16 protein-coding genes and 4 pseudogenes are annotated in these 22,680 nt (G+C 53.1%); 7 read left to right on the top strand and 13 right to left on the bottom strand.

Features of this window, described 5'->3' with window-relative positions; genetic code table 11:
* Positions 1-27: 27 nt before the first annotated feature.
* The 3 genes and pseudogenes from PSJE_RS08340 to PSJE_RS08330 form a co-directional block, all read right to left on the bottom strand.
* A complete protein-coding gene (locus PSJE_RS08340) occupies positions 28-1,572 on the bottom strand; it encodes an ABC transporter substrate-binding protein (protein ID WP_090454457.1) in 1,545 nt (514 codons plus the stop codon).
* Positions 1,573-1,793: 221 nt separating this feature from the next.
* The gene (locus PSJE_RS08335) at positions 1,794-2,621 is read right to left on the bottom strand and encodes a helix-turn-helix domain-containing protein (protein WP_090454455.1); all 828 of its coding nucleotides are present in this window, start codon (positions 2,619-2,621) and stop codon (positions 1,794-1,796) included.
* Positions 2,622-3,031: 410 nt separating this feature from the next.
* A pseudogene (locus PSJE_RS08330) lies at positions 3,032-3,694 on the bottom strand (MFS transporter); the annotation flags it as partial.
* On the opposite strand from PSJE_RS08330, the pseudogene PSJE_RS08325 reads away from it, so the two are divergent.
* The 6 genes and pseudogenes from PSJE_RS08325 to PSJE_RS08300 form a co-directional block, all read left to right on the top strand.
* A pseudogene (locus tag PSJE_RS08325) lies at positions 3,693-4,073 on the top strand (site-specific integrase); the annotation flags it as partial. The pseudogenes PSJE_RS08330 and PSJE_RS08325 overlap by 2 nt on opposite strands.
* A 152-nt stretch (positions 4,074-4,225) precedes the next feature.
* The gene (locus tag PSJE_RS08320; RefSeq protein ID WP_090454452.1) at positions 4,226-5,938 is read left to right on the top strand and encodes an FAD-dependent monooxygenase; all 1,713 of its coding nucleotides are present in this window, start codon (positions 4,226-4,228) and stop codon (positions 5,936-5,938) included.
* 8 nt (positions 5,939-5,946) lie between these two features.
* Entirely contained in the window at positions 5,947-6,117 is a 171-nt protein-coding gene (locus PSJE_RS08315) for a DUF2783 domain-containing protein (protein WP_235863940.1), read from the top strand.
* Between the two features lie 41 nt (positions 6,118-6,158).
* The gene (locus PSJE_RS08310; RefSeq protein WP_090454448.1) at positions 6,159-7,484 is read left to right on the top strand and encodes an MFS transporter; all 1,326 of its coding nucleotides are present in this window, start codon (positions 6,159-6,161) and stop codon (positions 7,482-7,484) included.
* The gene (locus PSJE_RS08305) at positions 7,481-8,299 is read left to right on the top strand and encodes a helix-turn-helix transcriptional regulator (RefSeq protein ID WP_090454446.1); all 819 of its coding nucleotides are present in this window, start codon (positions 7,481-7,483) and stop codon (positions 8,297-8,299) included. Before PSJE_RS08310 ends, PSJE_RS08305 begins: the two co-directional genes overlap by 4 nt.
* Positions 8,300-8,446: 147 nt before the next feature.
* Positions 8,447-8,900, top strand: a pseudogene (locus PSJE_RS08300) (LysR family transcriptional regulator); the annotation flags it as partial.
* On the opposite strand, the gene PSJE_RS32135 reads toward PSJE_RS08300, so the two are convergent.
* The 10 genes and pseudogenes from PSJE_RS32135 to PSJE_RS08255 form a co-directional block, all read right to left on the bottom strand.
* Positions 8,894-9,757, bottom strand: a complete 864-nt coding sequence (locus PSJE_RS32135; protein ID WP_408003801.1) for a methyl-accepting chemotaxis protein — start codon at positions 9,755-9,757, stop codon at positions 8,894-8,896. The pseudogene PSJE_RS08300 and the gene PSJE_RS32135 sit on opposite strands and share 7 nt — an antisense overlap.
* Positions 9,752-10,051: pseudogene (locus PSJE_RS32130) on the bottom strand (HAMP domain-containing protein); the annotation flags it as partial. The gene PSJE_RS32135 and the pseudogene PSJE_RS32130, both read right to left, overlap by 6 nt.
* Positions 10,052-11,033: 982 nt before the next feature.
* The gene (locus PSJE_RS08290) at positions 11,034-13,496 is read right to left on the bottom strand and encodes an efflux RND transporter permease subunit (protein WP_090454444.1); all 2,463 of its coding nucleotides are present in this window, start codon (positions 13,494-13,496) and stop codon (positions 11,034-11,036) included.
* Positions 13,497-13,500: 4 nt separating this feature from the next.
* Complete coding sequence (locus PSJE_RS08285; RefSeq protein ID WP_090454442.1) at positions 13,501-14,604, bottom strand: WD40/YVTN/BNR-like repeat-containing protein; 1,104 nt, start codon at positions 14,602-14,604, stop codon at positions 13,501-13,503.
* Positions 14,605-14,681: 77 nt separating this feature from the next.
* A complete protein-coding gene (locus PSJE_RS08280) occupies positions 14,682-16,001 on the bottom strand; it encodes a DUF1329 domain-containing protein (RefSeq protein WP_235863960.1) in 1,320 nt (439 codons plus the stop codon).
* Positions 16,002-16,055: 54 nt separating this feature from the next.
* Positions 16,056-17,759 (bottom strand): DUF1302 domain-containing protein, encoded by a 1,704-nt coding sequence (locus PSJE_RS08275; RefSeq protein WP_090454438.1) that lies wholly within the window; start codon positions 17,757-17,759, stop codon positions 16,056-16,058.
* Positions 17,760-18,414: 655 nt separating this feature from the next.
* Positions 18,415-19,317 (bottom strand): SphA family protein, encoded by a 903-nt coding sequence (locus tag PSJE_RS08270; RefSeq protein WP_090454436.1) that lies wholly within the window; start codon positions 19,315-19,317, stop codon positions 18,415-18,417.
* 86 nt (positions 19,318-19,403) lie between these two features.
* Positions 19,404-19,754, bottom strand: a complete 351-nt coding sequence (locus PSJE_RS32125) for a Rieske (2Fe-2S) protein (protein ID WP_095152447.1) — start codon at positions 19,752-19,754, stop codon at positions 19,404-19,406.
* 20 nt (positions 19,755-19,774) lie between these two features.
* A complete protein-coding gene (locus PSJE_RS08260; RefSeq protein WP_056723238.1) occupies positions 19,775-20,701 on the bottom strand; it encodes a VOC family protein in 927 nt (308 codons plus the stop codon).
* A 95-nt stretch (positions 20,702-20,796) separates the two neighbouring features.
* Positions 20,797-21,795, bottom strand: coding sequence for a fumarylacetoacetate hydrolase family protein (locus tag PSJE_RS08255; protein WP_090454432.1), 999 nt, complete (start codon positions 21,793-21,795; stop codon positions 20,797-20,799).
* Between the two features lie 284 nt (positions 21,796-22,079).
* Between PSJE_RS08255 and PSJE_RS08250 the strand changes: the two genes are divergently transcribed.
* The gene (locus PSJE_RS08250; RefSeq protein ID WP_208601454.1) at positions 22,080-22,676 is read left to right on the top strand and encodes a TetR/AcrR family transcriptional regulator; all 597 of its coding nucleotides are present in this window, start codon (positions 22,080-22,082) and stop codon (positions 22,674-22,676) included.
* The last annotated feature ends 4 nt before the right edge of the window (positions 22,677-22,680 follow it).

The raw sequence follows: 22,680 nt of genomic DNA, 5'->3' as shown, positions 1-22,680 counted from the left end.
ACAACTTCATCAAGGACGACTCAGCATTCAGCGATTCAAGTTGTAATAGAGAATCGCCTCATAAGCAGGATTCAGGCTCTTTTCCATACCCTTAATGTCTTTGCGGGAGACGCGTATCTGCTGCACGTCGGCGTACCAGATCGCAGGAGCGTCCTTGGCCAGTAGCTGCTGGGCCTGCACGTATTTTTCAGTGGATTTGGCCCGATCACTGCCTTCTAGCGCCGCCGCCTCTTCGATCAACTGATCAAAGCTTGGGTTGCTGTAGTGAGACAGATTGAATAGCGTGGTTTTCTCTGTATGGAACTCACTGAAAAGACAATCGCTGGGTGTCGGATACGTCGGCCACCAAGCCATAGATTGCAGGTTGGGAGCGGTATCCAGCTTCTTTGCCTTATCCCAGATCACACCCCACTCGCCGGGGAGTAACTCCACCTCAACGCCAACCTGAGACGCCGTCGCCTGGAATAGTTCTGCAGCGTTTGCATAGATGCCACTGATGTACTGCATCGAGACCTTCCAGTCCTGCTTAGGTACACCGGAGGCTTCCAACAATTGCCGGGCTTTATCCAGATCGTAAGAGGCCATAGGCACGCTGGCATGCCCCCAGATACTGGTGGGCAAAGGCCCCTTGGGAACACTGCCGTAGCCATGCAAAATATCTTTGGTGACACTTTCATAGTCCCAGAGGTATTGCAGCGCCTGACGAAATGCCAGGTTGTTCGTAGGGTACTTCTGGGTATTGATCAAAAATTGGAAGTTCTTCCACGAAGGCGCGGTGCTCACCTTGATGGAGGGGTCCTCTCCCAACACCTTGAGCTGATCAAGAGGGATATCCCAGGCGACACCGGCCTCGCCATTTTTGATCATCTGGGTACGGGTGGAGGCTTCGGACACGACCTTCACGATGACCCGATCAAATTGCCCTTCTTTCCAACCTCCCCAGTAGCCATCGAATCGCTCAAGCACCACTTGCTGGCCCTGTTCGACCTGCCCAAGCTTATAGGGACCGGTACCGATGGCGTTGGGAGCCATCATCCAGTCATGCCCTTTCTCCACCGCCGCCGGGGCAATGATGTAAGCGGCATACTGGCCTGCCGCGATCAGATTGGCTGGAGTGGGACTCTTAAACTTGAGCACTACCGTATCGTCAGCGAGGGCCTCGACGGTATCCAGACCGTTCCATACAAATGCAGCGCCCTGTTTCAGCTGCTTGACGTAATCAATGGACTTTTTGACCGCTGCAGCATTAAAGGCCGAACCGTCATGAAATTTAACGCCGTGCCGCAGCTTGAAGGTCCAGGTCTTGCCGTTGTCGCTGCTTTCCCAGGACGTGGCAAGCCCGGGGGAAAACTCCTCAGCACTGCCTGGCGCGTTATATACGACTAGTGTCTCGTAGATATTGCCCAGTACCCGCACTTCCTCCGAAAAGGCCGAGGCTGGATCCCAATCCTTGAAAGAGGCTCGATCAGCGACAACCAAGGTATTGTTTGCCGCATACGCCAAACCACTGGTCAACGGCGCAGCAACGGACAGCGCCATCAACCCCGCCATTAATGTTCTTTTTAACTTCATCGGTGTTCCTCTTATTTTTATGGTGGGCGCAGCGGATCACTTGTAGAAACAGGCACTCATTCAACTGGAATGAATGATGTGATTGGCCGTTAACGAAACTGACTTTTAAGTGGTGTATGGCATTATTGATCTGACGCACAGCCAGCTCAATTTCGCGAGCACGAATAAAAAAACGCCAGGTGACACCCAAAAGCGTCACCTAGCGTCTATTTTAAAAAAGACTAAAACAGCGGAGGGACCAGGTTGAACTCACCTTCTGATGGATGTACCAGCAGCCGCGCCCTCACCTCGTCGGGAATCTCAGGGGCATCAATCGGAAAACAGCTGCAACTGGTGAGAGCGTTACGCAGGTCGATCGACTCGCCTAGGTACTCAAATACAATATGGGCACCAAAAGGACGGCGGAAATTGTCACCCGAAACGCCGAGTACCAAGCCGTTGAGAAAACGGAAACGACTGCGGTAGGAGGGATAAATCGCTGACCAGATATAGCCCCGGGACGAGAGGTACTCGCGCTCGACGATGTAAATCAGATCCGATGAGGCAAAGCAGAACCCACGATATTTATTGATGCCGAAACTCTTCAGCTGGTCATCGCCCAACCTCATCCGCTCGTAGGTTTTACTCAGGATCTTTTCGCCGGAGCGGGTCAAGCGGGTAATCGACTTGATCACCTCCCCCGGCGCGGAAGGCGACAACAAATAGACAAAGTAGTAACCCTGGTACTTCGACAACGCCTGCGCGGAGCTCGGGAAAAAACCGGCTGGTACCGCACTGTCCGGCTCTCGCGTCGTGCGTTGCCTGTTAAGCAGAGTGCGGAAGGATTCATGCTCGGAGAATATTTCCTCCTCATCCACCCCAAAAAAAGCGCAGATCTTGCGCAGGGTAAAGGACGAGGGAGTCGCTTGCGCCCCCAAGTATTTGTTGAACTGCTGGCGGTTGATATCAAGGGAGCGGCACACCTTCGCCACCGACTTATAATATCCGCAGAGAAGGCGCAAGTTTTGACTGAAGTCTTGCATCGACTGGGATGAACTGGAACTGACCATAAAGAGTATTCCTAACGCCAGAATTGACAACACGCTGAACTAATCGTCGCTTGGGGTCACGGTTTCAAAAGCTGAGTGCAAGACTGTGCCTGAAAGTGGCGCAGAAGCTCGGCATTGCCAACCGGTGATTGACGCGAGCATTGAGCCCGACCATAGCGTCTCAACAAATACACAAACTTATCCAGCGATTCCTGACGCCTCGGTAGAATTACCATCGGCTGCATATTTGTAATTCGCGACTATGGCTACCCAAGATGTCACCGCTGTGGTCTTCATTAGCACCACCGGTGCGGGCGAGGCGGGGCCGGCACGTTGCGCCAGTCACCTGGATTGGTGCGGCAGCATCCGCGCATCATTGGCTACGCATGCAACGCCATCGAGCCCATGCCAGGATGCGGCAGCGAAGCCTGTCGCTTACGCGAAAAAACTTGTAGAACACGTGATCCTACCTGGCTCGGCCCCAGCAACGCGCTCAGTCCGATGGCGGCTGCAAGCAAGTAACCCTGCCCCTGCAACAATGAAATCAGCTGGACCGACATCGCCGTCATGATCACTGCGCCTAACGCAAAAATCAGTTTGAGCAACAGGTAGATCCGCAGGTCGATTGAGAGGTTTTCATCACCCGTTGAATGGCTTTGGGCGAGTGGCCCTACGCCACGCGCCAGCACCCAGAGATAAAGCGGTGCCACGGCAATGACCAATAACACCCCATACGCCACGCACCAGCCAACGTAATCGATGACCAGCGCCACCGCGGGCCATGACGGCGTTGTGGCGAACCCTGAAATAAGCGTGACCCCGGTAATCGCAGTGCCGGCCTGCTCCCCGTATAGAGAACCTAAAGCTGCGAACAGGGCTTCATACAACCCCAGCGCCATGCCGACGCCAATCACTGCCCAAGACAAAAGAAACATCGGTAACGAGGTCGAGCTGGCCATCAGAAATAATCCGATGGCGACACCCAGGCCGCTACTGGCCAGGATGGGGCGACCGCCGTAGCGGGCGATCAGCCGACTGGTCAATGGCGCCAGCATCGCGGAAACCAGAATGCTCAGAGACAGCGCGCCATATAAACAGGTCGGCGATCGCCAGGCCCGGTTCAAAAACCGCAAGGCCCTCTCCAGACGGTGCCATGACGATACCCTGGTCCTTGCCGACGGCCAAAACGGCGACTGGACTCCGCATGACCTGCGCCGTACGGGGGCGACCATGATGCAAGCCTTGGGTGTCAGCCTGGACGTCATCGACCGCTGCCAAAACCATGTGCTGGCCGGTTCGCGGGTGAGGCGCCATTACCTACATCACGACTATGCCGAAGAGAAGAAGCGTGCCTGGAACCTGTTGGGCGATCGATTCAATGCTGTCTTGTCCTCAACCTACGAGCATCCACCAGCCGAGTCGATGATGTCTTTTCCAACGTATACCGCGACTGGATCCCTACCGCCTTCATAAGTCACTACCGGTTGGCGATTTTCTAGCAGTTGGTCAATACCAGCGCTCAGAAAGATGTCCCCAGAAGGGGACATCTTTCTGAGCGCTCGGGTTTAGAGTGGCTCAAAGACAAAATTTGTCCCCGATAACAATAAGCCGGGAGCCGCCGGACCATGCATCAGCCTCAAATCGCACCCCATCAATCTCTGTATTTTCCCTATCAGGTTTATCCTGCTTTCGTACCGTCCCCAAGCATCGTCAATCGCTCGCCCGTTGCGATTGTGGGTGCCGGACCTATTGGCCTGACGCTGGCGCTCGAACTGGCGCGCTACGGGATCAGAAGCACTGTTCTGGGCGCTCAACAGCAAGTCTGTGAAGGTAGCCGCGCAATTGTTTTCACCCGTCGATCCATGGAAATTTTCCAGCAAGTGGGGGTCTCCGGGGTGGTGTCAGAACAGGGTCTGCCCTGGCGTTTCGGCAATTCGTACTACCGCGGCCAGCGCGTTTTTCGCATGGAAGCCCCGGTCGACGAGCACGATCGTTTTGCGCCGATGACCAACTTGCAACAGCAGTACCTCGAGCAACATCTGGTAGAGGCTGCCCAGGCACAACCACTGATCGAATTGCGTTGGGGCAACAAAGTCATCGATATCGAGCAAGGCGTCGACGGTGCGGTGTTACAAGTCGATACCCCGGGCGATACCTATAGCCTGGAGGCTGATTGGGTGGTGGCCGCTGATGGCGCCCGATCCGGACTGCGCTCGTTGCTGGGGCTCAAGCTTGAAGGGGCGTCCTATGAAGGGCGGTTCGTGATTGCCGACATCCGCATCAAGCTCGATCTGCCGACTGAACGCCTGGCGTTTTTCGATCCCGCCTGGAACCCCGGCAACACCGTGTTGATGCACCGCGAGCCTGGCGATATCTGGCGCATCGATTACCAGTTGCCCGTGGACGAAACGCCCGAGCAGGCGCTGCACCCCGACTCCTTGTGTGAGCGCATTGATGCGCAGTTGGCGATGCTCGGCGTCGTGAACCCGGTATGGGAGCTGGATTGGAGTTCGGTGTACTCGGCCCGGGCGCTGACCCTGGCGGAGTACATCAACGACCGCGTGATTTTCGCCGGAGACGCGGCGCACCTGTTACCGATTTTCGGCGTGCGCGGGGCCAATACCGGCTTCCAGGATTGCCACGACCTGGGCTGGAAACTGGCCCTGCACATCAAAGGCCTGGCCGGTGCCGGACTGCTGGCTTCTTACAGTGACGAACGGGTCAAGGCTGCTCGTGAAATCATTGAAGAGGCCGGTAAGAGCACGCGGTTCATGGCGCCGCCTAGCCGCGGTTATCGACTGCTGCGCGATGCGGTGCTATCGCTGTCGTTGACCCGGGAGTTCGTGCGCCCGCTCTATCACTGGCGGACTTCAAGGGCTCACGATTATGCCGATTCGCAACTCAACGCGGTGAACGACGATAATCAATTGTTTACCGGCGGGCCGCGCAACGGTGCACCGTTGCTGAATGTACGTCTGGCGGAGCAGCACTATCTCTTCGATGAGTTGGCGCCCGCTTATCATTTGATTTGCTTCACTGACGCGGCGGCACTTGATGTCGAAGCCGTTGCCCAAGTCCAGGCGCTGCGCCGTCAGGGAGTGCCGATTCAAGTGATCGCGATCGCCATGAATGGCACCAGTCAGGTGCAACACGCCGACCTGACTCTGGCCGATTGCGACAATCTGTTCAGCACACGTTACGGCGTGCAGCACCCGGGTGCAGTCTATCTGGCACGCCCGGACCAGCATGTCTGCGGCCGCTGGCTGCAGCTGGATGGCGAGCGTTTGCGCCATGGATTGAAACAGGCCCTTGGCCACAACGGGAGTGACCACCCATGAGCCAGTCAATGAACGTAACAGACCTCGAGCGCGCCTATGACCGACTTGCCAAGGCGATTGATCGTACGGGTAACGACAGCGAGTTGTTTCTGGTCAAGCTGGCGCTGCTGGCGGCCGAGGCACTGAACGATGCCGAGCGCTTCGACGCACTGATCGAATGCGCCGGGCAAGACCTGTGAAACTTCGCATCAGCCAATAATTACAAAAACAGGATCACCCTATGCCATCCCGTCCTGCTGTGAACTCTGGCAAGGAGGCCGGCGCTCAGCCGCCGGTCATTGCCAAAGTCTCGAAACGCCTGCTGTGGTTTCTGTTCATCTGCTTCGTTTTTTCATTTCTGGACCGTATCAACATCGGCTTCGCCGGTCTGACGATGATGGACGATCTGGGTTTGAGCAGTACCCAGTTCGGTATGGCAACGACGATTTTTTACCTGGCCTACATCGCCTGCGGAATCCCCAGCAACATGGCCCTGGCGAAAGTCGGCGCCCGTCGCTGGATTGGCAGCCTGATGATTGCTTGGGGACTCGCGTCGACAGCCACCCTGTTTGCGCATGACGCAGCCAGTCTGTATTGGTTGCGTGCGTTGGTTGGTATCACCGAGGCAGGTTTTCTGCCCGGTGTGCTGTTGTACATGACGTTCTGGTTTCCGGCGGCGTACCGGGCTCGTGCCAATGCACTGTTCATGATCGCCATGCCGTTTACCGCAGGCTTTGGCTCGGTCTTGTCCGGTGCCATTTTGGGGCTGGATGGCCACTGGGGTCTGGCAGGCTGGCAATGGCTGTTTCTTCTTGAAGGACTACCCAGCGTCGTACTCGGTCTGGCGGTGTACGGTTATCTGGATGATCAGCCGCGCAAGGCACGCTGGTTGAGCGACGATGAGAAGCTGCAGTTGGCCGAATTGATCGAGCGTGACCGTCAGGCACCTTCCCCTCACGCTCACTGGGGACGTGAGCTGCTGTCGCCATCGGTGATTCTGTTCTGTCTGGTGTACTTTTGCCTGGTCAACACCTTGGCGATGATCGCAGTCTGGACGCCGTTGATCGTCAAGAGCTTCAGCACTGGCCAGAGCAATACGCTGATCGGATTGTTGTCGGCAATTCCGCAAATATGCACCATCATTGGCATGATCCTCTGGGGCCGACACTCGGACCTGACCCAAGAGCGGCGTTGGCACCTGGCGCTTCCAATGCTGCTGGCTGCAACAGGCTGGTGTTGCACGGCCCTGTCGAGTGAGCCGATCGTGCAGCTGGCCGGGGTCTGCATGGCGGCGACGGGTTCCTATACGGCCATGTCGATTTTCTGGACCCTGCCGGATCGCTCATTGAGTTTTCAAGCCAGGGCGGTGGGCATCGCGGTGATCAATGCAGTGGGTAATCTGGGGTCTGCCCTAAACCCCTTAGTCGTCGGCTGGCTGAAAGACCTTACCCATACCTATACCGCCGGTTGTCTGTACGCTGCGCTGCTGTTACTGGTGGCTGCCATGCTGGTACGCACGCTACCCCACGAACGCCAACCTTCATCACGTGAACTCATCCCTGAATGAACCACTGGCTGCTTACCAACGCTTACCATCAGAGCCCATTGACGACGGGGGAAATTGCTCATCTATTGGCTCGGGTAGGCGAGGACTGCCGAACCTGGTTGGCGGCAGAGTTACTGACCTTGGTACGGGGTGAAATGCCGCTGGCTCAATGTACAATTTTCGCTTATCCGCAAGGCCAGGAGCCTCAGGTGTTGTCGTGCTCCGATCAGGCAAGACTTGTGCAGATATCGCGCATCTCACGGGACTACGTCGAGCGTTTTCACAGCCTGGACGGCAACCGCCAAGCGATGCTCGACCATCGGGCAAAATACGGCGGCGCGCGAATCCTGGCTCAGCTTCAATCAGTTGAAGACATCACCCATCGTGACTATCGGCGAGTCTGCTACGAGCAACCACAAATATCTCAGCGCATGGCCTTGCTCAATCATCAGGAAGAGGGCGGGGCCTGGCTGTCGATCAACTTCTATCGAGGTCGTGAGCACGGTAATTTCAATCAGCGCGAGATTGAAGTTATCGAATCGGTTGCGCCGTTACTGATTCAAGTCACGCGATTGCACTATCGCGCTTTTATCGAAGCCAATCAGATGCCGTCCCTGTTAAGTCAACGCGTCGAGTTACTCTTTCCTGAACTCACTCGTCGGGACCGTGAACTGCTCAGGCATTTGCTCAGTGGCCTGGGGGCGGAAGACATTGCGCCTCTGATGGGCATCCAGCGCTCAAGCGCCGCTACCTACATCAAGCGACTTTATCGAAAGGTAGGAGTCAGCGGACATCGAGAATTGCTGGGGCTGGTAGTGAGAGGTCGTTGGTCCTGAATAGGCGTTGATTACTGAGCATTGGGGAACAACCGCGAGTCTGAGCATCTTTCATTGACTGCTAGCGATGGGTGGCTATTTCGACTTCGTAACTTGCGTGGCAAACGTTCAACTATTGGAACAACACATTCGCTGGGAGCCGCCACATTGGAATTGAGACAACTGCGTTATTTCGTAAAAATCATCGAGCTTGGCAGCCTGGGGCGTGCGGTACTTGAACTGGACATTGGTGTGTCAGCCCTCAGTCAAAAAATCTACAAGCTGGAAAGCGAACTGTGCACCCGCCTCCTGAATCGAACCTCCTCCGGTGTGACGCCCACTAGCGCCGGATTCGCGTTTTTACACCATGCCCAGTTGACGGGCGAATGAGCGATTGTGTCAGCGTCGGCTTACCGCTGACTACCGCAACGGTGCTTGCGTTGCCGTTGATCAACGCAATGCGTGGGCGTTATCCGGACATACAACTGCACTTGGTGGAAATGCTTTCTGGCCACTCGGCGGCGCAGCTCAACGCACGGCGAATTGATCTGGCCAGCCTGTTCCAGCTCGAAGGGGGTATACGCTGGAGCGTAACTCGCTACTGGATGAAAATACTTACGTGCGAAAGTGACCGACCGCTGCATTCAACTCCTGATCCACTTGCTGGAGTTCGAGCGTCAATTGCTGCAATTTCACACTTTCCTGGGCGCTTTCCTCTGCCACCTCGCGCACCCGCACTATGTTCTGGCTCGCCTGTTGTGCCAAAACTTGTTGTTGCTCCGCTGCCGCCGAGATTTGTTTGTTCATCTGCTCAATGCTTGATACCGCGCGGGTAATACGCGTCAATGCCTGAGATGCCTGACCAGCAAGGATCACTGTTTCTCCTGTTAGTACATGACTCCCTTGAAGCCGCTCAGTTGCCTGATGGGCAACCCCACGCAGTCGACTGATCAAGCCTTCGATTTCCGCAGTAGAACGCTGTGTGCGGCGCGCCAATCCACGCACTTCGTCAGCAACTACCGCGAATCCACGACCATGTTCACCCGCTCGCGCAGCTTCTATGGCCGCATTTAATGCCAGTAAATTTGTCTGCTCTGCTACAGCCTTAATAACGTCAAGTACACCGCCTATGGCGGTACTTTCCAGCAGCAAAGATTGCATGGCATCAGTGCAGCCGGTCATTTCCAAAGCTAATTGATCGATCTTGGAACCCGCTTGGCGTGCCAAATCGTCACCTTCGCGCGCCTGGCCATCGGCAAGAGTGACAGCAGCACTAGCCTCCTTGACATTATGCGCAACTTCGCTGGCCATCGCGGTCATTTGCTGCATTGCGGTTGCGGCGATTTCAGTCTCCAGTCGTTGTCTTTCAACACCCCGGCTGCTGCGCTGAATGACTTCTGCCAGACTCCCTGCCGTTCCATTGAGCAGGCCTACCCCGGAACCAATTCGACCCACCAAGCCTCTCAAACTACCTAGCATGCCATTGACCGTATCCAATAGCTGCCCAAGCTCATCATGGCGACCGCTACTACCGTCAAGCGCACAATTCAGGTCGCCTGCAGCAACCTGTTGCGCCAAATGAACAACCCGACGTAAAGGCTGCAGTATCAAGTGGCGTATTAATAGACTGGCGCCAACACCCAACGCTAATGCCAGCAGGCTGATAAGGCCAAGCTGAAGGAATGCGCTGCGACTATCGCGTTGAATCGCCTGGCTCTGAAATTGGTTGGCCTTATCCAGCAACCCGCTGACTTGCTGGGTTTGCGTGTTCATCGCTTCGCTACTAAGTGCTATTTGCTTGCGGCTAGCAACGAACTGTTCGAAGGCTTTTCGATAATCTCCCAAAGCATTGCTTGCAGCCTGCAACGAAACCTTTTCCTGATCATCAAGATTGAGCACCTGCATTGAAGACAGCAGGTCGCTCATGCTCATCTCCCAATCGCTACGGAAGCGCTCCTCACCATCCAACGAATAATAGAGTTCGCTGTCACGGAGCTTCGCCAGCTTGTCACGCAGAGCGGTGGTCTGTTCCAGCAACAACAGTTTCCCACTGCCTGGAGAGGCTCCTTGTTGTTGTTGCTCGCTCAATGCATCCAGTTGATCGAGAAATACCAAGGTGAAGCTCTCACCCGCTGTCTGGGCGAGTGTTTGCATGCGCAAGCGAGCCTCGCGTGCTCGCTGAAGCGACTCGGCATAACTCAGGAATTGCTTTAAATAGTCGCTGGACGCATCCCGCATCGCTAACTCAGCGCTGTTTTTCTGGGGGAGATCATCAAAATGGCGAATGAGTTGGTCAATTGCACCTCGCACTTGATCCTGCGCCAGAGGAGAAAGATTTAGCGCATATTCTTTTTCCGCGATACGAGCCTGCAGGATCAACGTTTGAATCCAGTCCTCAGTACGGAGTTGTTCACCGCGCGCCCCCAACAAACTCAAAGAATGAAACGCGGCAATTCCCACCCCGAGAGTGAATAGCAGCACCAAGCCAAAACCGATCGACAGCTTGGCTCCCACCGAGAGATTACCCAGTAACCGGTTCACCAAAGACATACCCATCCCCTCTTCATGCTAGTGGTGGTGCGCCAGGGGACAGGGAAACATGTCCACTGAAGGAGTCGCTACGGGCTTCCCAACGTAGGCAGCGTCAATGGCCAGAAAAACCTGAACCAGGTCCAGGATTATCCGCGCGCTATATTCCCCCGCCGCAGTTGTTATGAAAGCCCTTGATCAACCGTAATACGCCGTGGCGCAATGATCAGGAGATGGCGCGGTGCAGACGCGGTGGATGACCTGAAGTGGGTTGTTCACTCAACGCCATGGGGTTGGCCACCTTGCTGCTGGAAGCCTCGCTCCGGGGGGTGGAAGGCAAAAGAAAGTAAGCCAGTGCCGGCAGCAGGAGAAGAGCCCCCACCATGTTCCAGACGAACATGAACGCCAGGAGAACACCCATGTCAGCCTGGAACTTGATGGGGGAAAATATCCAGGTACCAACACCTATCGCCAAAGTTATCCCTGTGAGCATTACTACCTTCCCAGTGGAGACCAACGCACGGTAGTAAGCTTCCGAGAGGCTTTTTCCTTCGCGCAAGAAACCCAGCATGATGGTCATTACATAGAGCGCGTAATCAACCCCGATACCGACACCTAGAGCGATTACCGGCAACGTCGCCACTTTTACGCCAATACCTAACCCGACCATCAATGCCTCACACAGTATCGACGTGAGCATAAGCGGAATTACGGCACACAAAGTCGCTCGCCAGGACCTGAAGGTGATGAGGCAGAGCAAAATAACCGCGCCGTACACCCAAAACAGCATTTCGCGGTTGGCCTCTTTGACCACAATGTTAGTTGCCGCCTCTATTCCTGCAGAGCCGGCAGCAAGCTGGAATTTGACTTCATCGGTGTCATTAGCCGCTGCAAAAGCTTCGACGTGATTAACCAGGCGCGAAAGGGTTTCAGCCTTATGGTCTTTGAGAAAAACGTAAAGCGTCAGCAGGCTGCAGGACTCGTTGTAAAGTCCACGTGGCGCGCTGGCGGTAATCATGTTGAGCATTGCCTGGTTGTTTTGCAGCTCGTACCACTTCGAGTTGCCCTCAGACAGGCCTACCAACATACGACGATTTAGCAGCGCCATGGAGTTGGTTGAATCTACACCGGGCAAACTACGCAACTGCCAATCTAGATCATCGACCTTGCGCAAGATGTCGTAGCGAGAGCAGGCACTCTTCGGCGTCTTCACCATTATGGCAAACAGGTCACTGCTGGCCCCGTAGCTGCGCGTCATGAAGGCATCGTCCAGATTATAACGCGAGTCTGGACGTAGCTCTGGCGCTCCCGCATCAAGATCGCCAATTGCCAGATGCAAGCTGACCATAAAGCCCAGCACAGCAGCCACCAGGCTGACAACTACGCTGATCAAGGCCCATGGTTTTCGAGTAAATAGATCAAGGAATCGCCAAAAAACGTGTCGCGCTTGCCCACTCTGCTCGGCCCGTTCGCTCTTGAGGCTTAGCTCGGCTGCGCAGCGATTGACGCCGACATAGGAGAGCAGGACGGGTAGCAAAATGAGGTTGGTGAAAATCAGAACCGCAACGCCGATGCTAGCGATAATGGCCAAATCTTGAATGACTTTTATCTGAATGATCATTAACACGGCGAATCCCACCGCATCACAAAGCAGTGCAGTCAGACCGGCGAGAAACAGGCGACGAAACGTGAAGCGCGCGGCAACCACTCGGTGCATGCCGCGACCAATATCCTGCATGATGCCGTTCATTTTCTGGGCGCCATGACTCATGCCAATGGCAAACACCAGAAAGGGCACCAGGACCGAATATGGGTCAAGCTCATACCCCAGCAACGGCAGCAAACCAAGCTGCCAGACAACTGCCACTACCGAGCAAAGCACGACCAGAAATGTGCTCCGTAGACATCGGGTGTAGCCATAGAGCACTACTGTCGTGATAGCAATGGCGGCGGCAAAGAACAGCATGATTTGCCCCAGGCCATCTATCAGGTCCCCTACCTTCTTTGCGAACCCCGTGATGTGAATGTCAATGTTGTCGCTTTGAAACTCGGCGCGAAGCGCTTCCAACTGAGCAGAAAGTTTGGCGTAGTCGAGGGGCTGGCCCTCCGGCGTGCGTGACAGCAAAGGAATGGAAATGATGCTGGACCGCTGGTCGAAGGCTACCAGTTGTCCTATCTCGTTGGACAACTGCACATTGCTTCGTAACTCAGCAAGGGATGCGGGGCTGCCGTCGTACTTGTCAGGAATGACCGGCCCACCATCGAGCCCATCTTCCGTAACCGAAACCCAGCGTGTGGAAGGCGTCCATAGCGACTTCATGTACACGCGGTCCACGCCCGGCAGCAAAAAGATACGATCGTTCATGGACTGCAAAGTACGCAGGTAATCAGTGTCGTAGATATCCCCCTTCTTGTTCGCAACCGCAATTCGCACCGTATTACCGAGTCCGGAGAGCTCCTTTTGATTGGCTAGATAATTGGCAATATAGGGATGACCAGTCGGGATCATCTTCTCGAAACTAGCGTTCAATCCCAGTCGAGTGGATTGCCAGCCGAGCAGGACCGTTGTCAGCAGACATAGCAGAAGCACCCAGTGGCGATGGTTGAATAGAGCACGCTCAACCAAGGTCCCTGACCTTGGATCAAATATGCCTGACTCAGGCAGGGAAGGATGACGAGCGGAATTCATATGCTCACTCCGAAACTTCAGTGGCGGGATGTGAAAAACGTGACAAACCAGCAAAACCGGAGGTAATCAGACTACCGTCGACCGCCTCAACAATGCTGCTCACGGGAATTCCCAGCGGGTTGCCCACCGGGTTAAGTGCTAAACCATTTGAGGTAGAGCTACTGAACAAATCACCAGTTTGATTGGCTAGCAATACACTTCCATCTGGCAATCGAGCGGAACTACTGATTGAACTCGGCCTAGAGACCTTCAATTGATTAAAGCTGGCACCATCATCAGATGACAAATAGGCATGGCCTTTAAGTCCCGCGATTAGCAGAGCTCCGTCACCCCGTACATTCGCAGTGAAAAAGCTACCGTTATATGGGCTTGGCAATTGTTTGAAAGACTTTCCGTCATCTGTTGAGCGAGCTACATAACCTTGTTCACCGGCAAGGAACCAAAGGTGGTCTTTCCGAGCAATCGCGTAGATGTGCACAAGCGACGGATTTTCGATGCTGCCTATTAGCGATTGCCATGTTGCCCCACCATCCTGAGTAGAAAAAACCATTCCGTAGGAGCCGGCTACGAGGCCGTGGTTGGCATCAAGAAAATGCAACGCCAGGAATGGTTTATCCGGCCCATCTGCTACCAGGCGTTCGGCATTGGAAATGCGCATATCAGCCGCGTCGGCATCGACTGCATTAGCTTTTATATCTTGAGCTGCCTTTAACTCAATCTCTGCAGCCTGTATACCCGTAAGCTGGAGGCTCCAGCGCTCACCACCGTCCGCAGTGGCCAACACTGTGCCACCGTGTCCGACTGCCCAGCCATGTTCGTCATCGATGAACTGAACCGCAACCAGACTGACTGAGACCGGTACCTGCACCTGTCTCCAGGACTGGCCATTGTCATCGGAAAGTACAATGACGCCTCTTTCACCAACCGCAATCAGTCGATCACCAGCACGTGCCAAATCAATCAGAACAGCATGAGCGGGTGTGGCGATTTGCATCGCCGATGAGCTCAGGACAGAGCCTACGGCTCCACCCTCAGCACAAGCAAGCGAAGCTAAAGCAGACAAAGCCAAAGCTAACGCCAAGGCACTTAAACGACTGTTTATTATCATTTTTATTATCTCTTGAACCGCGTGTCGCAAAAGCACCGACAACTGAGATTGTCGGTGCTTTTCAGAGAGTCTTAGCGTTAACGCACACCCTGCCCCGCCATTACTGTTGGCGAGAAGTCAGACTTCTTGAAACGCTCGACAATCCCCCATTGCGAGGACTGTCCAGTGAGCAGGTCAAGTACAAACCAAGTACCGGACATAAAGTCATAGAACCCCGACGAGACAGAAGCCTGGGCAGGAATATCTGGCATGACTGCCGGTAGCGCCCACAGCGTTTTGGCCAATTGACCACTTGCATCCCAACGATCGCCCAACAGCGCTTGCCAGGTATCTTCATCCAGGTAGTAACGGCTCTTAACCATTTGATGGCGCTCGCCAGGCTTCAGATTTGCCTCGACAACCCACACACGATGCAGTTCCCAGCGCAAGACGTCTGGATTAAGATGCCGCTTACCAAGTACGTCTTCCGGTTTGCCTGCGGTAAAGAATTTATTGGTGTTATAGGGAATATAAAGTTCCTTTTTACCTACTAACTTCCAATTGAACCGGTTGAGCCGCCCTTTATAAACGGACAGTTCATCATAGGCCATCACGCCTGCTGTTGAAGGCGCTGGCGTGTCGCAGCAGGAGTTAGGAACCTTGCGCACTCGCCGTTGGCCGGCAAGGTAGATATGCGTCTGTGATTTATCGGCATTGAGATTGGCCCGATCCATCGCCTGCTCACCAGCACGAATCGGTGGACCAATATTAAGCAGGCGAATCATCCAGTAATCGCCATCGAAAGTCTGCGCCGAGCCATCCTGAAAGTAATACGGCATCTCTTGGATAGCCTTACCATCGGTAGTCATTACCTGTTGACCATCAGCAGTCATCAAATAAAAGCGAGCGTCCCGCGTAATGGAAGTACCGCTCCAACTCAGCAGATGGTTCCACATCGCCTCGTCACCATTTTTCGGAATCGGAAACGGGATACCGCCATAAGCCCCTTCGGGCATTGGACCCGCGCTACCCTCTACCAGCTTGGCATTAACCGCATTCTTGGCTGTATTGTCATATACCCACTGCGGAGCCGCTGCTGTTCGACGTGTTGGGTAGATATCCATTCGATAGGTGTCTGGATACCGTTTGAACATTTCTTTAACACCATCGCTCAGCTTATCTGCGTATTGAGCCATGTTCTTCGAAGTAATGCTGAACAGTGGTTTATCCGCGGCGAAAGGATCGCCACGCTTACCACCCTTCTGATAAGACGGATCAACGGTGGTATATCCACCCTCCCATGCCGGGATAGTTTTATCCGCGTTACCAGCCCGTTCAGCGCCAAAGGGGGTCAGGCTTTTGCCTAAATCATCCACTCCGGTAGCCATCGCGGACGCACTAAAAGCAATAGCACTCATTATGAAAAAATAAGCAGCACTGAATTTAATTCGAGAAATCATGTTCAAGTCCTCTTAGAAAGTGCTCTTGATAGAGAAGGCCAGGTAATCCCGATCTTTAAATGATTGCTTGTAATTAAACTGGCTGGCCTCATTGAGCGTAGTGTCAGATGGACCGTAATAATGTGTGTACGTCAAACCACAAGTGACACGATCAAGGTAGGTGGCGGTTACACCGATATTGAAATCACCACCTTTATCAGGACCGAAAGCGCCAACTACAGCCGACTTACCCATTGGGAAGTAGCTGACACCTAGCGGAACACCAAGATCGATGCCCGGGAAAACCTGACGATAAGTTGGTGTATACACCAACTTTAGCCCTACCCCGTCATCTGTAGCATTCGGATCCAGTGCTGATCGGTTTTCAGTAACCTTCAACAAACGGTTCCAGGCAATTTCACCGATCAAGCTGGCCTCATTGGATATGAAAGTTGGCTCGAGAGATGCAAGCACGTTCAAATTCACGTGGGCAGTCCGCCCGACCGCGTAAAGTGGATGATTGTCATTGTCAGCGTCTACATCTGGCAGTACGACCTGACCATTCGATACCAGGGGCATATTCCAGCGCATAGACGCTTCCCCGGCAAAGTTATACTCACCAACTGACGTGGTAAAACTTGCGCCCAGTGCGCGTATATCCTCCGGATACACCCAGAAGAACTCACCTACTTGTCCGGTTGCAAAATTAGGGGCGCCTACGCCAGGACGGAGGTACAACTGCGGGGTTTTATCATGGTATTGGATAGCATAAAGCCCGTAATCAACAGTTTCAGCTGCATAGCGTAACTGCAGGCCACCCTGTCCAGAACTCCGGGCTTTTTTGTCCTTACCATGAAAAAAGGCCGCAGGGCTGCTTGGATTACCACCGAGAAAATCAGGGAATGGCTCCCCGACAATCAGGCGCTCAGCCCCCTCTCCCATCATATCGAGGGTGGAAAAATAGCTACCCGCCGCAGGTAATCGTGTTTCCTCCCACTCAAACTGATAGAACGCACCCAACGAAAGCGCATCAGTAAGTTGGTAGGAAGTAGACAACTGACTAACTGGTCTGGTGATTTCCTTAAACTGGGTGTTGGGTACTGAAATAGCCTTTACCACGTCCACCGGGGCCATTCCGCCAGCAATCCCGTTGGCCCCGAAAAACAGACTTTCCCCCCAAATCAGGCCATGACGACCCAAACGAAAGGACAAAGCTCGATCCGCAACTTCACCATTCCAGTAGACGAATGCATCTAATAACTCACCATCACCGCCGTGCAGATGTCGAGTGTCATCAGTGAATTCGTCATAGGCAACCGACACCTGATTCGCGCGCGCGGGGTTGTTGTTATCGTTGTCCTTCTGGTATTCGGTGTCGAACCAGGCTGCCCCGCTTAGACGACCACCAAAATTACGGTAACCGATATCCATTTCCGAGAGCAGGTCAAAACGGTTAGAGATAAGGCCCTTATCAAAAGCACGGTCACCGTCATCCTGGTTCAGGCTGACTTCGCTTTTCGAAAGCTTGCTGCTTGGGTCCTTCAGACGCCATGCAGAACTGTACTTGAGGGTGTTATCCCAGCGTGCACTAAGATCATTGTCGCCCGTATCAATTTGAAATGCACTTGCACTCATCGATATCACACTCAGCGCACCGCCTGCTAGAACGCATGATAGGAACTTTGGCCGCCCTGAAGGCGACGGATATGAGTACGCAGTAGACTTTATTACACGCATATACGAACCTCTTTTGTTTTTGTATTAGGCTTCGCTTAACTTAAATTTTACGCTACTTAACCGTTCCTTCCGAAAACTCATATACCTATTCGGGTCTCACCGAGCATCAGCGATATGACTATCCCCATCAAATTATACGATACGGGACGTTTCGTATATTTACAGCTATCAACCAGGCCTGTCAAGCCCGGGGTGATGTGTTTTGCCTACGGTTCCCTGTTGGGGGGGGGCTGGCATCTCGTTACCCAGGCAGCGTCTAAATCCGAGGATCCACCTACAGAAAGCGCTGAAAGACAGATAGTTGTGATCTTTTGAGGCTTGAAAGTTGCCGACCCCTTTCCTGCCGGGTGAACAGACAACGCGCAGGCACAATCTCACCGTTCATCTACTAAGCGGCGAAAATTACAAAAAAAACAGAACGTACCGTTTGGTACGTTTCCATTTGTTATGTTCTGCAAGGTAACTGCAAGAAAAGTTGAGGTTAAGAGTTCAACCTGAAAGGGACAAAATAGCGTCATGTATCGATTCTCTATACCTAAGAATCGACACGCGCTGAATGGCAGATGGCGTCAGGGGCAATAAAGCCAAATCGCCACAATGATTTTTTAAAAAAAACGCTTGCACTAGAAGCCAAGCGTAAAATTGCAGCACCTAATTAAAATTTAAACATTCCATTGAGCATCACTGTGTCGCCTTCCGAAGCATTTCGAGCATAAACATCTTTTTGATAGCCGAGTACTATGCCAAAATCCCGACTTGCGTAGCCCACTTGCGGGCCGACCTTTATGGATCTGGTTCGATTACCTACATCATTCCCGTGGGACTGGTCATCATTTAACTGAGTCGACAAATATCCACCAATACCTGCCAGCCAGTTCTGGGTCAGTCGATAGTTAAATCCATAGTCTGCAACGACCTGCACTCCAGATTTATAGTCAGTCTTTGGATTTTCGTAACTGTAGTTGACACTGATCTTCGAGCTGACCTCAACTTGCGGCATTGGAAACCAGGTAAAGGCGTAAGCAGCATAAATTGCCTTACTATTGTTTCCTGGATTAATCAAGGCGTGGTCATCATATTTGCCCCAAGGCGCTACAAAATCCAACTCCAGGTTATGAAGATAGGTTGGAGACTGCCAGCTGACCAAGGCACCGAATAATGGGTCGCCCATTCCATTCGAGGAGTCTCTACCAAATGCTCCCAATGCAGGAATATCCAGGTGACCGGCAACGTAAGGAACTGCGAGCTGCAATGAAACGTTCCCGCCAAGTAGTGTTGGCCCATCAAGCGTATGTACTAATCTCAAAGCATGAGCGTGAACTCTTCCTTTAGCCTTTTGAAATACCTTATCTCCTTGCCCATCTCGAATTGAATCTATGGCAACAGTTTTATTGTATGTATAGGCGTGGGTTTCACCTGGAGCACCTACTGCCCCACTCATGACAGTTACAATACCCAATGGATAACTGGAAGCACCTCCTTCAAGCGCCATCGATTTGGCGGCAAACAGCAGTACACCAAAAAAAATCACCAGGCGAAAATCAGCTGGAGTCTTCATCACACGTTCCTTTCTTGTTTTTGTTTTTGGCAATGGAAATTGACGCAATCAAATAATATAGGGATCTGCCAAAAATCCTCTGGATGCTACTCTTCCAGTAAAAATATTTCTTTCATCTCGGTAATCTCCAAACTCACAGGAGTCAAACGCAAGCCAATACAGGGCCCTTTTATGCACAACCCCGAACTAATTTCAAACAACGCACCATGACCACTACAAACGATATGACTGGACTCGCTGTCGAGATATCGATTCTTGCGAACTGGCATAGTTGAACCGGGCCAATGGGGACAAGAATTTTTATAGCCATAGATGTTTCCGCAGTCATTGACTAAAAAAATGTCGTCGGGACCTGTGCTTTCCTTCCTGAACCCCAAAGATTGGCCTGGCGCAATTTGCTCGAGATGGCAAAGCCTGCGGCGATCAGATTTTGCCACCTTCAACTTACCCCCCCTTATTAATCAGGCTTGCCGCCAGGAGCCCACTTTTCACGCCATTGGAAGAGGAACACCTGGGAGTTATCCATGATTGCAGGAGCTACGCGCGGCGACCAGTCATCGTCGTGCTGATCCATATCAGCGTCGTATTCAATGTGGCAGCCCAACGGGGTGTTGAAGTACCAGAACCAGTTAGACCCAAACTTATGTCGCCCCGGCCCCCAATATGACTCATAACCTTTAGCTGCGAACGCATAGCCGGCTTGCAGTACTTCCTGAGGCCCCCCCATATGGAAGGTAAAGTGCTCGCATCCCTGCAAATGCGGCGGGGTTTGAATGAAGAAAAGGGTGTGGTGGTCGAAAGTACCCGCAGGACGCAGAAATGGACCCATCCCGACAAATTTGTCGGTGAGTTTGAAGCCCAGACGATCCGCATAGAAGCGCTCGGCCTTTTCGATATCTGGAACGAAATAGACAACGTGAGAGAGCGTTCGTGGCTTGGGAGCGAGCTCGGAACTTTCATCCACACCGGTTTTGTTCGCAGGACGGTGAATATCTCCCGGCGCGTTTACGCGCTCGGCGGGCAGTTTGTGCGGCTTTCTGATCGAAACTTGAAAGCCCAGAGCGAATCCGAGATCGTCCACTAACTCCAGTGAACCATCGGCCAGAACCTTGACTTCACGCTCGCCCTCAAATTCCTTCCGGATGCTCGCGAGAGTCGCGATATCTTTTACGCCATACATTGTCTTGCGCAACATGTTTGCGGTCGGCAAATTCCAGGCAGGTAGCGACGGATCGTCACGATGTTTGATAACTACACCAGTTCCATCCAATGCCTCAAAGCGTCCGCCCCCAACCGGCTCAAGGCCGTAATCTTCCAGGAAGCGCTCACTTAGCGCGACATCGTCAACACCAAAATACAAAGTGTCCGGGCCAAGGATGTTCATTTCAACACCTATCAAAGAATGCGTTTTTGTTATGTCAGGCCCGAACCATTGCCGGGCCTGAAATCTCTGATGCGCGCGTGAGTTTTAACTACGCGTCACATGAATGGCTTGCGTTCTTCGGGCCACCAAAGATCCGGGATCGGTTGCCCCATTGTGTTGCGCAGGGTGCCGACCCCCTCAACGATCATTTCGACGACATCACCTGGTTGGAGCTTACGATCAAGCTCCAAAGCTGAACCACCGCCCATGGTACCCGAACCGATCACATCGCCAGGAACGATAACTTCACCAAGACTGGCCCATGCGATGAGTTCGCCAACCGTCCACAGCTTATTGGAGCTATCACCCTTACCCCAAGTCTCGCCATTGACGCGAACTTCCATACCGATCCGGTCCAGGTCTTTGAATTCATCGACTGTGGTAATCCAAGGCCCTATACCGTAGGCGAAATCTTTACACTTGGTGGGACCCATCCCAATCGGCATTTCGACCGCCTGACAATCGCGGGCACTGAAGTCGTTGAAGATGGTGATGCCAAACAGATGATCAAGCGCGTTTTCAGGACGCAGACTTTCTGCACGCTTGCCGATGACGTAACCAAGCTCAAGCTCGTAGTCCATGTACTGAATGTATCCCGGCCAAGGAACTTCAGCCTCATGCCCAATGACCGTATGCGGGGTTCCTTTGAAGTAGCCAGGCACCTTCAAAAGATTTGGAGTGGGAGGCGCGCCAATCTTTTCATGGAAGCCCTTGATATGGCCAACGAAAGTCAGCCCATCCCGCACCACTGAGGGATCCGAGGCTGGCAACCAATTCACGCTATCGAATGAGATTGAATGTGCATCTGGCCGCTTTGCGTTGATCTTTTCAGCAGCCTGGGTAAACGGTGTGCCCAGTGCAATTGCCGCCGACATACTGCCAGGGAAAACAGCATTGGCATATTGCAGAGCGGATTCCCGGGAAGAGCCTTCCTTGACCAACTGTTCATGGAGCGCGCGTTTCAGGTCGATGACCCGATTCTCTTCAGGAACTACCAGCACCAAACGGGCTTCGGCGCCGTCGGGCCCGTTAACAGAAATTCGGCCGAGCTTCATGTGATCTTCCTCTTTTTATTGACTCGAATGAACCTGAACCAGGTTTTCAGGACTCAAAGCTATACGACACGCACCGTTTTGTAAAGATCAAAAATGAGCGCTTTTCTCGATAGATCTGCCTCTATGGCCCCCGTTGCTTGGTCTGTTCTATCGGAATTTGGAACCTAACACCGAATTGGTAATTTTGTCTTGCAGCAAATATACTGATCGTCTCGTTTTGTTTATAAATGCACGCAATGAATCAGCCAGAACATCCCCAGGCCGCGGAGCCAAGGAACCCATCAATGCAGCTTAAGAACACCTCATCGCCTGCTGGACGTCCTCGTAGTGAAGCGACGCGCAGACAGATCCTGGAGGCTGCTATCAGCCTCCTTCAAGACAAATCGATTCAAGCGATTTCTATTGAAGCGATCGCTCGAGAGGCAGGAGTCAGCAAGGCGACCATTTATAGATGGTGGGAATCCAAGGCTTCTGTGGTAATCGATGCGTTTATTGAGCAGCATTTGATTAAAACAACGTTTCCTCGAGGCATGCGCCCACGCGACGCTATAGCACACCATTTCCATTCTTTGGTGAACCAATATTCAGGATGGCCTGGCCGGCTCGTCGCTCAAATTATCGCCGAGGGTCAATCTGATCCAGCCATCCTTCGCGTCTTCCGTGAGCGATTTCATTACGGCCGTAGAGCAGTCGTCAGAGAGATGCTTGACGAATGGAAAAACAGCGGCGACATTTCAAAAGGTTCAAATGTCGAAGTACTTATGGATTTGATCTATGGACCGGTTTATATGCGCCTGTTGATAGGTCACGCGCCTCTGGACGAATCCTTTGCTGAATCACATATCAATTACATATGCGAGTTGTTGGGCTCGAAACCCTAAAAAT

Source organism: Pseudomonas jessenii, assembly GCF_002236115.1.
In the GTDB taxonomy this organism is placed as follows: Bacteria; Pseudomonadota; Gammaproteobacteria; order Pseudomonadales; family Pseudomonadaceae; genus Aquipseudomonas; species Aquipseudomonas jessenii.
This window is presented reverse-complemented; position numbering and strand designations above follow the sequence as displayed.

Bases quoted from the DNA above. Each gene is read 5' to 3' on its own strand.
- PSJE_RS08335 (WP_090454455.1), bottom strand. From the start codon at position 2,621: ATGGTCAGTTCCAGTTCATCCCAGTCGATGCAAGACTTCAGTCAAAAC.
- PSJE_RS08310 (WP_090454448.1), top strand. From the start codon at position 6,159: ATGCCATCCCGTCCTGCTGTGAACTCTGGCAAGGAGGCCGGCGCTCAG.
- PSJE_RS08250 (WP_208601454.1), top strand. From the start codon at position 22,080: ATGCAGCTTAAGAACACCTCATCGCCTGCTGGACGTCCTCGTAGTGAA.
- PSJE_RS08270 (WP_090454436.1), bottom strand. From the start codon at position 19,317: ATGAAGACTCCAGCTGATTTTCGCCTGGTGATTTTTTTTGGTGTACTG.
- PSJE_RS08260 (WP_056723238.1), bottom strand. From the start codon at position 20,701: ATGAACATCCTTGGCCCGGACACTTTGTATTTTGGTGTTGACGATGTC.
- PSJE_RS08305 (WP_090454446.1), top strand. From the start codon at position 7,481: ATGAACCACTGGCTGCTTACCAACGCTTACCATCAGAGCCCATTGACG.
- PSJE_RS08255 (WP_090454432.1), bottom strand. From the start codon at position 21,795: ATGAAGCTCGGCCGAATTTCTGTTAACGGGCCCGACGGCGCCGAAGCC.
- PSJE_RS08275 (WP_090454438.1), bottom strand. From the start codon at position 17,759: ATGCGTGTAATAAAGTCTACTGCGTACTCATATCCGTCGCCTTCAGGG.
- PSJE_RS08280 (WP_235863960.1), bottom strand. From the start codon at position 16,001: ATGAGTGCTATTGCTTTTAGTGCGTCCGCGATGGCTACCGGAGTGGAT.
- PSJE_RS08340 (WP_090454457.1), bottom strand. From the start codon at position 1,572: ATGAAGTTAAAAAGAACATTAATGGCGGGGTTGATGGCGCTGTCCGTT.
- PSJE_RS08320 (WP_090454452.1), top strand. From the start codon at position 4,226: ATGCATCAGCCTCAAATCGCACCCCATCAATCTCTGTATTTTCCCTAT.
- PSJE_RS08290 (WP_090454444.1), bottom strand. From the start codon at position 13,496: ATGAATTCCGCTCGTCATCCTTCCCTGCCTGAGTCAGGCATATTTGAT.
- PSJE_RS32135 (WP_408003801.1), bottom strand. From the start codon at position 9,757: ATGCTAGGTAGTTTGAGAGGCTTGGTGGGTCGAATTGGTTCCGGGGTA.
- PSJE_RS08315 (WP_235863940.1), top strand. From the start codon at position 5,947: ATGAACGTAACAGACCTCGAGCGCGCCTATGACCGACTTGCCAAGGCG.
- PSJE_RS08285 (WP_090454442.1), bottom strand. From the start codon at position 14,604: ATGATAATAAACAGTCGTTTAAGTGCCTTGGCGTTAGCTTTGGCTTTG.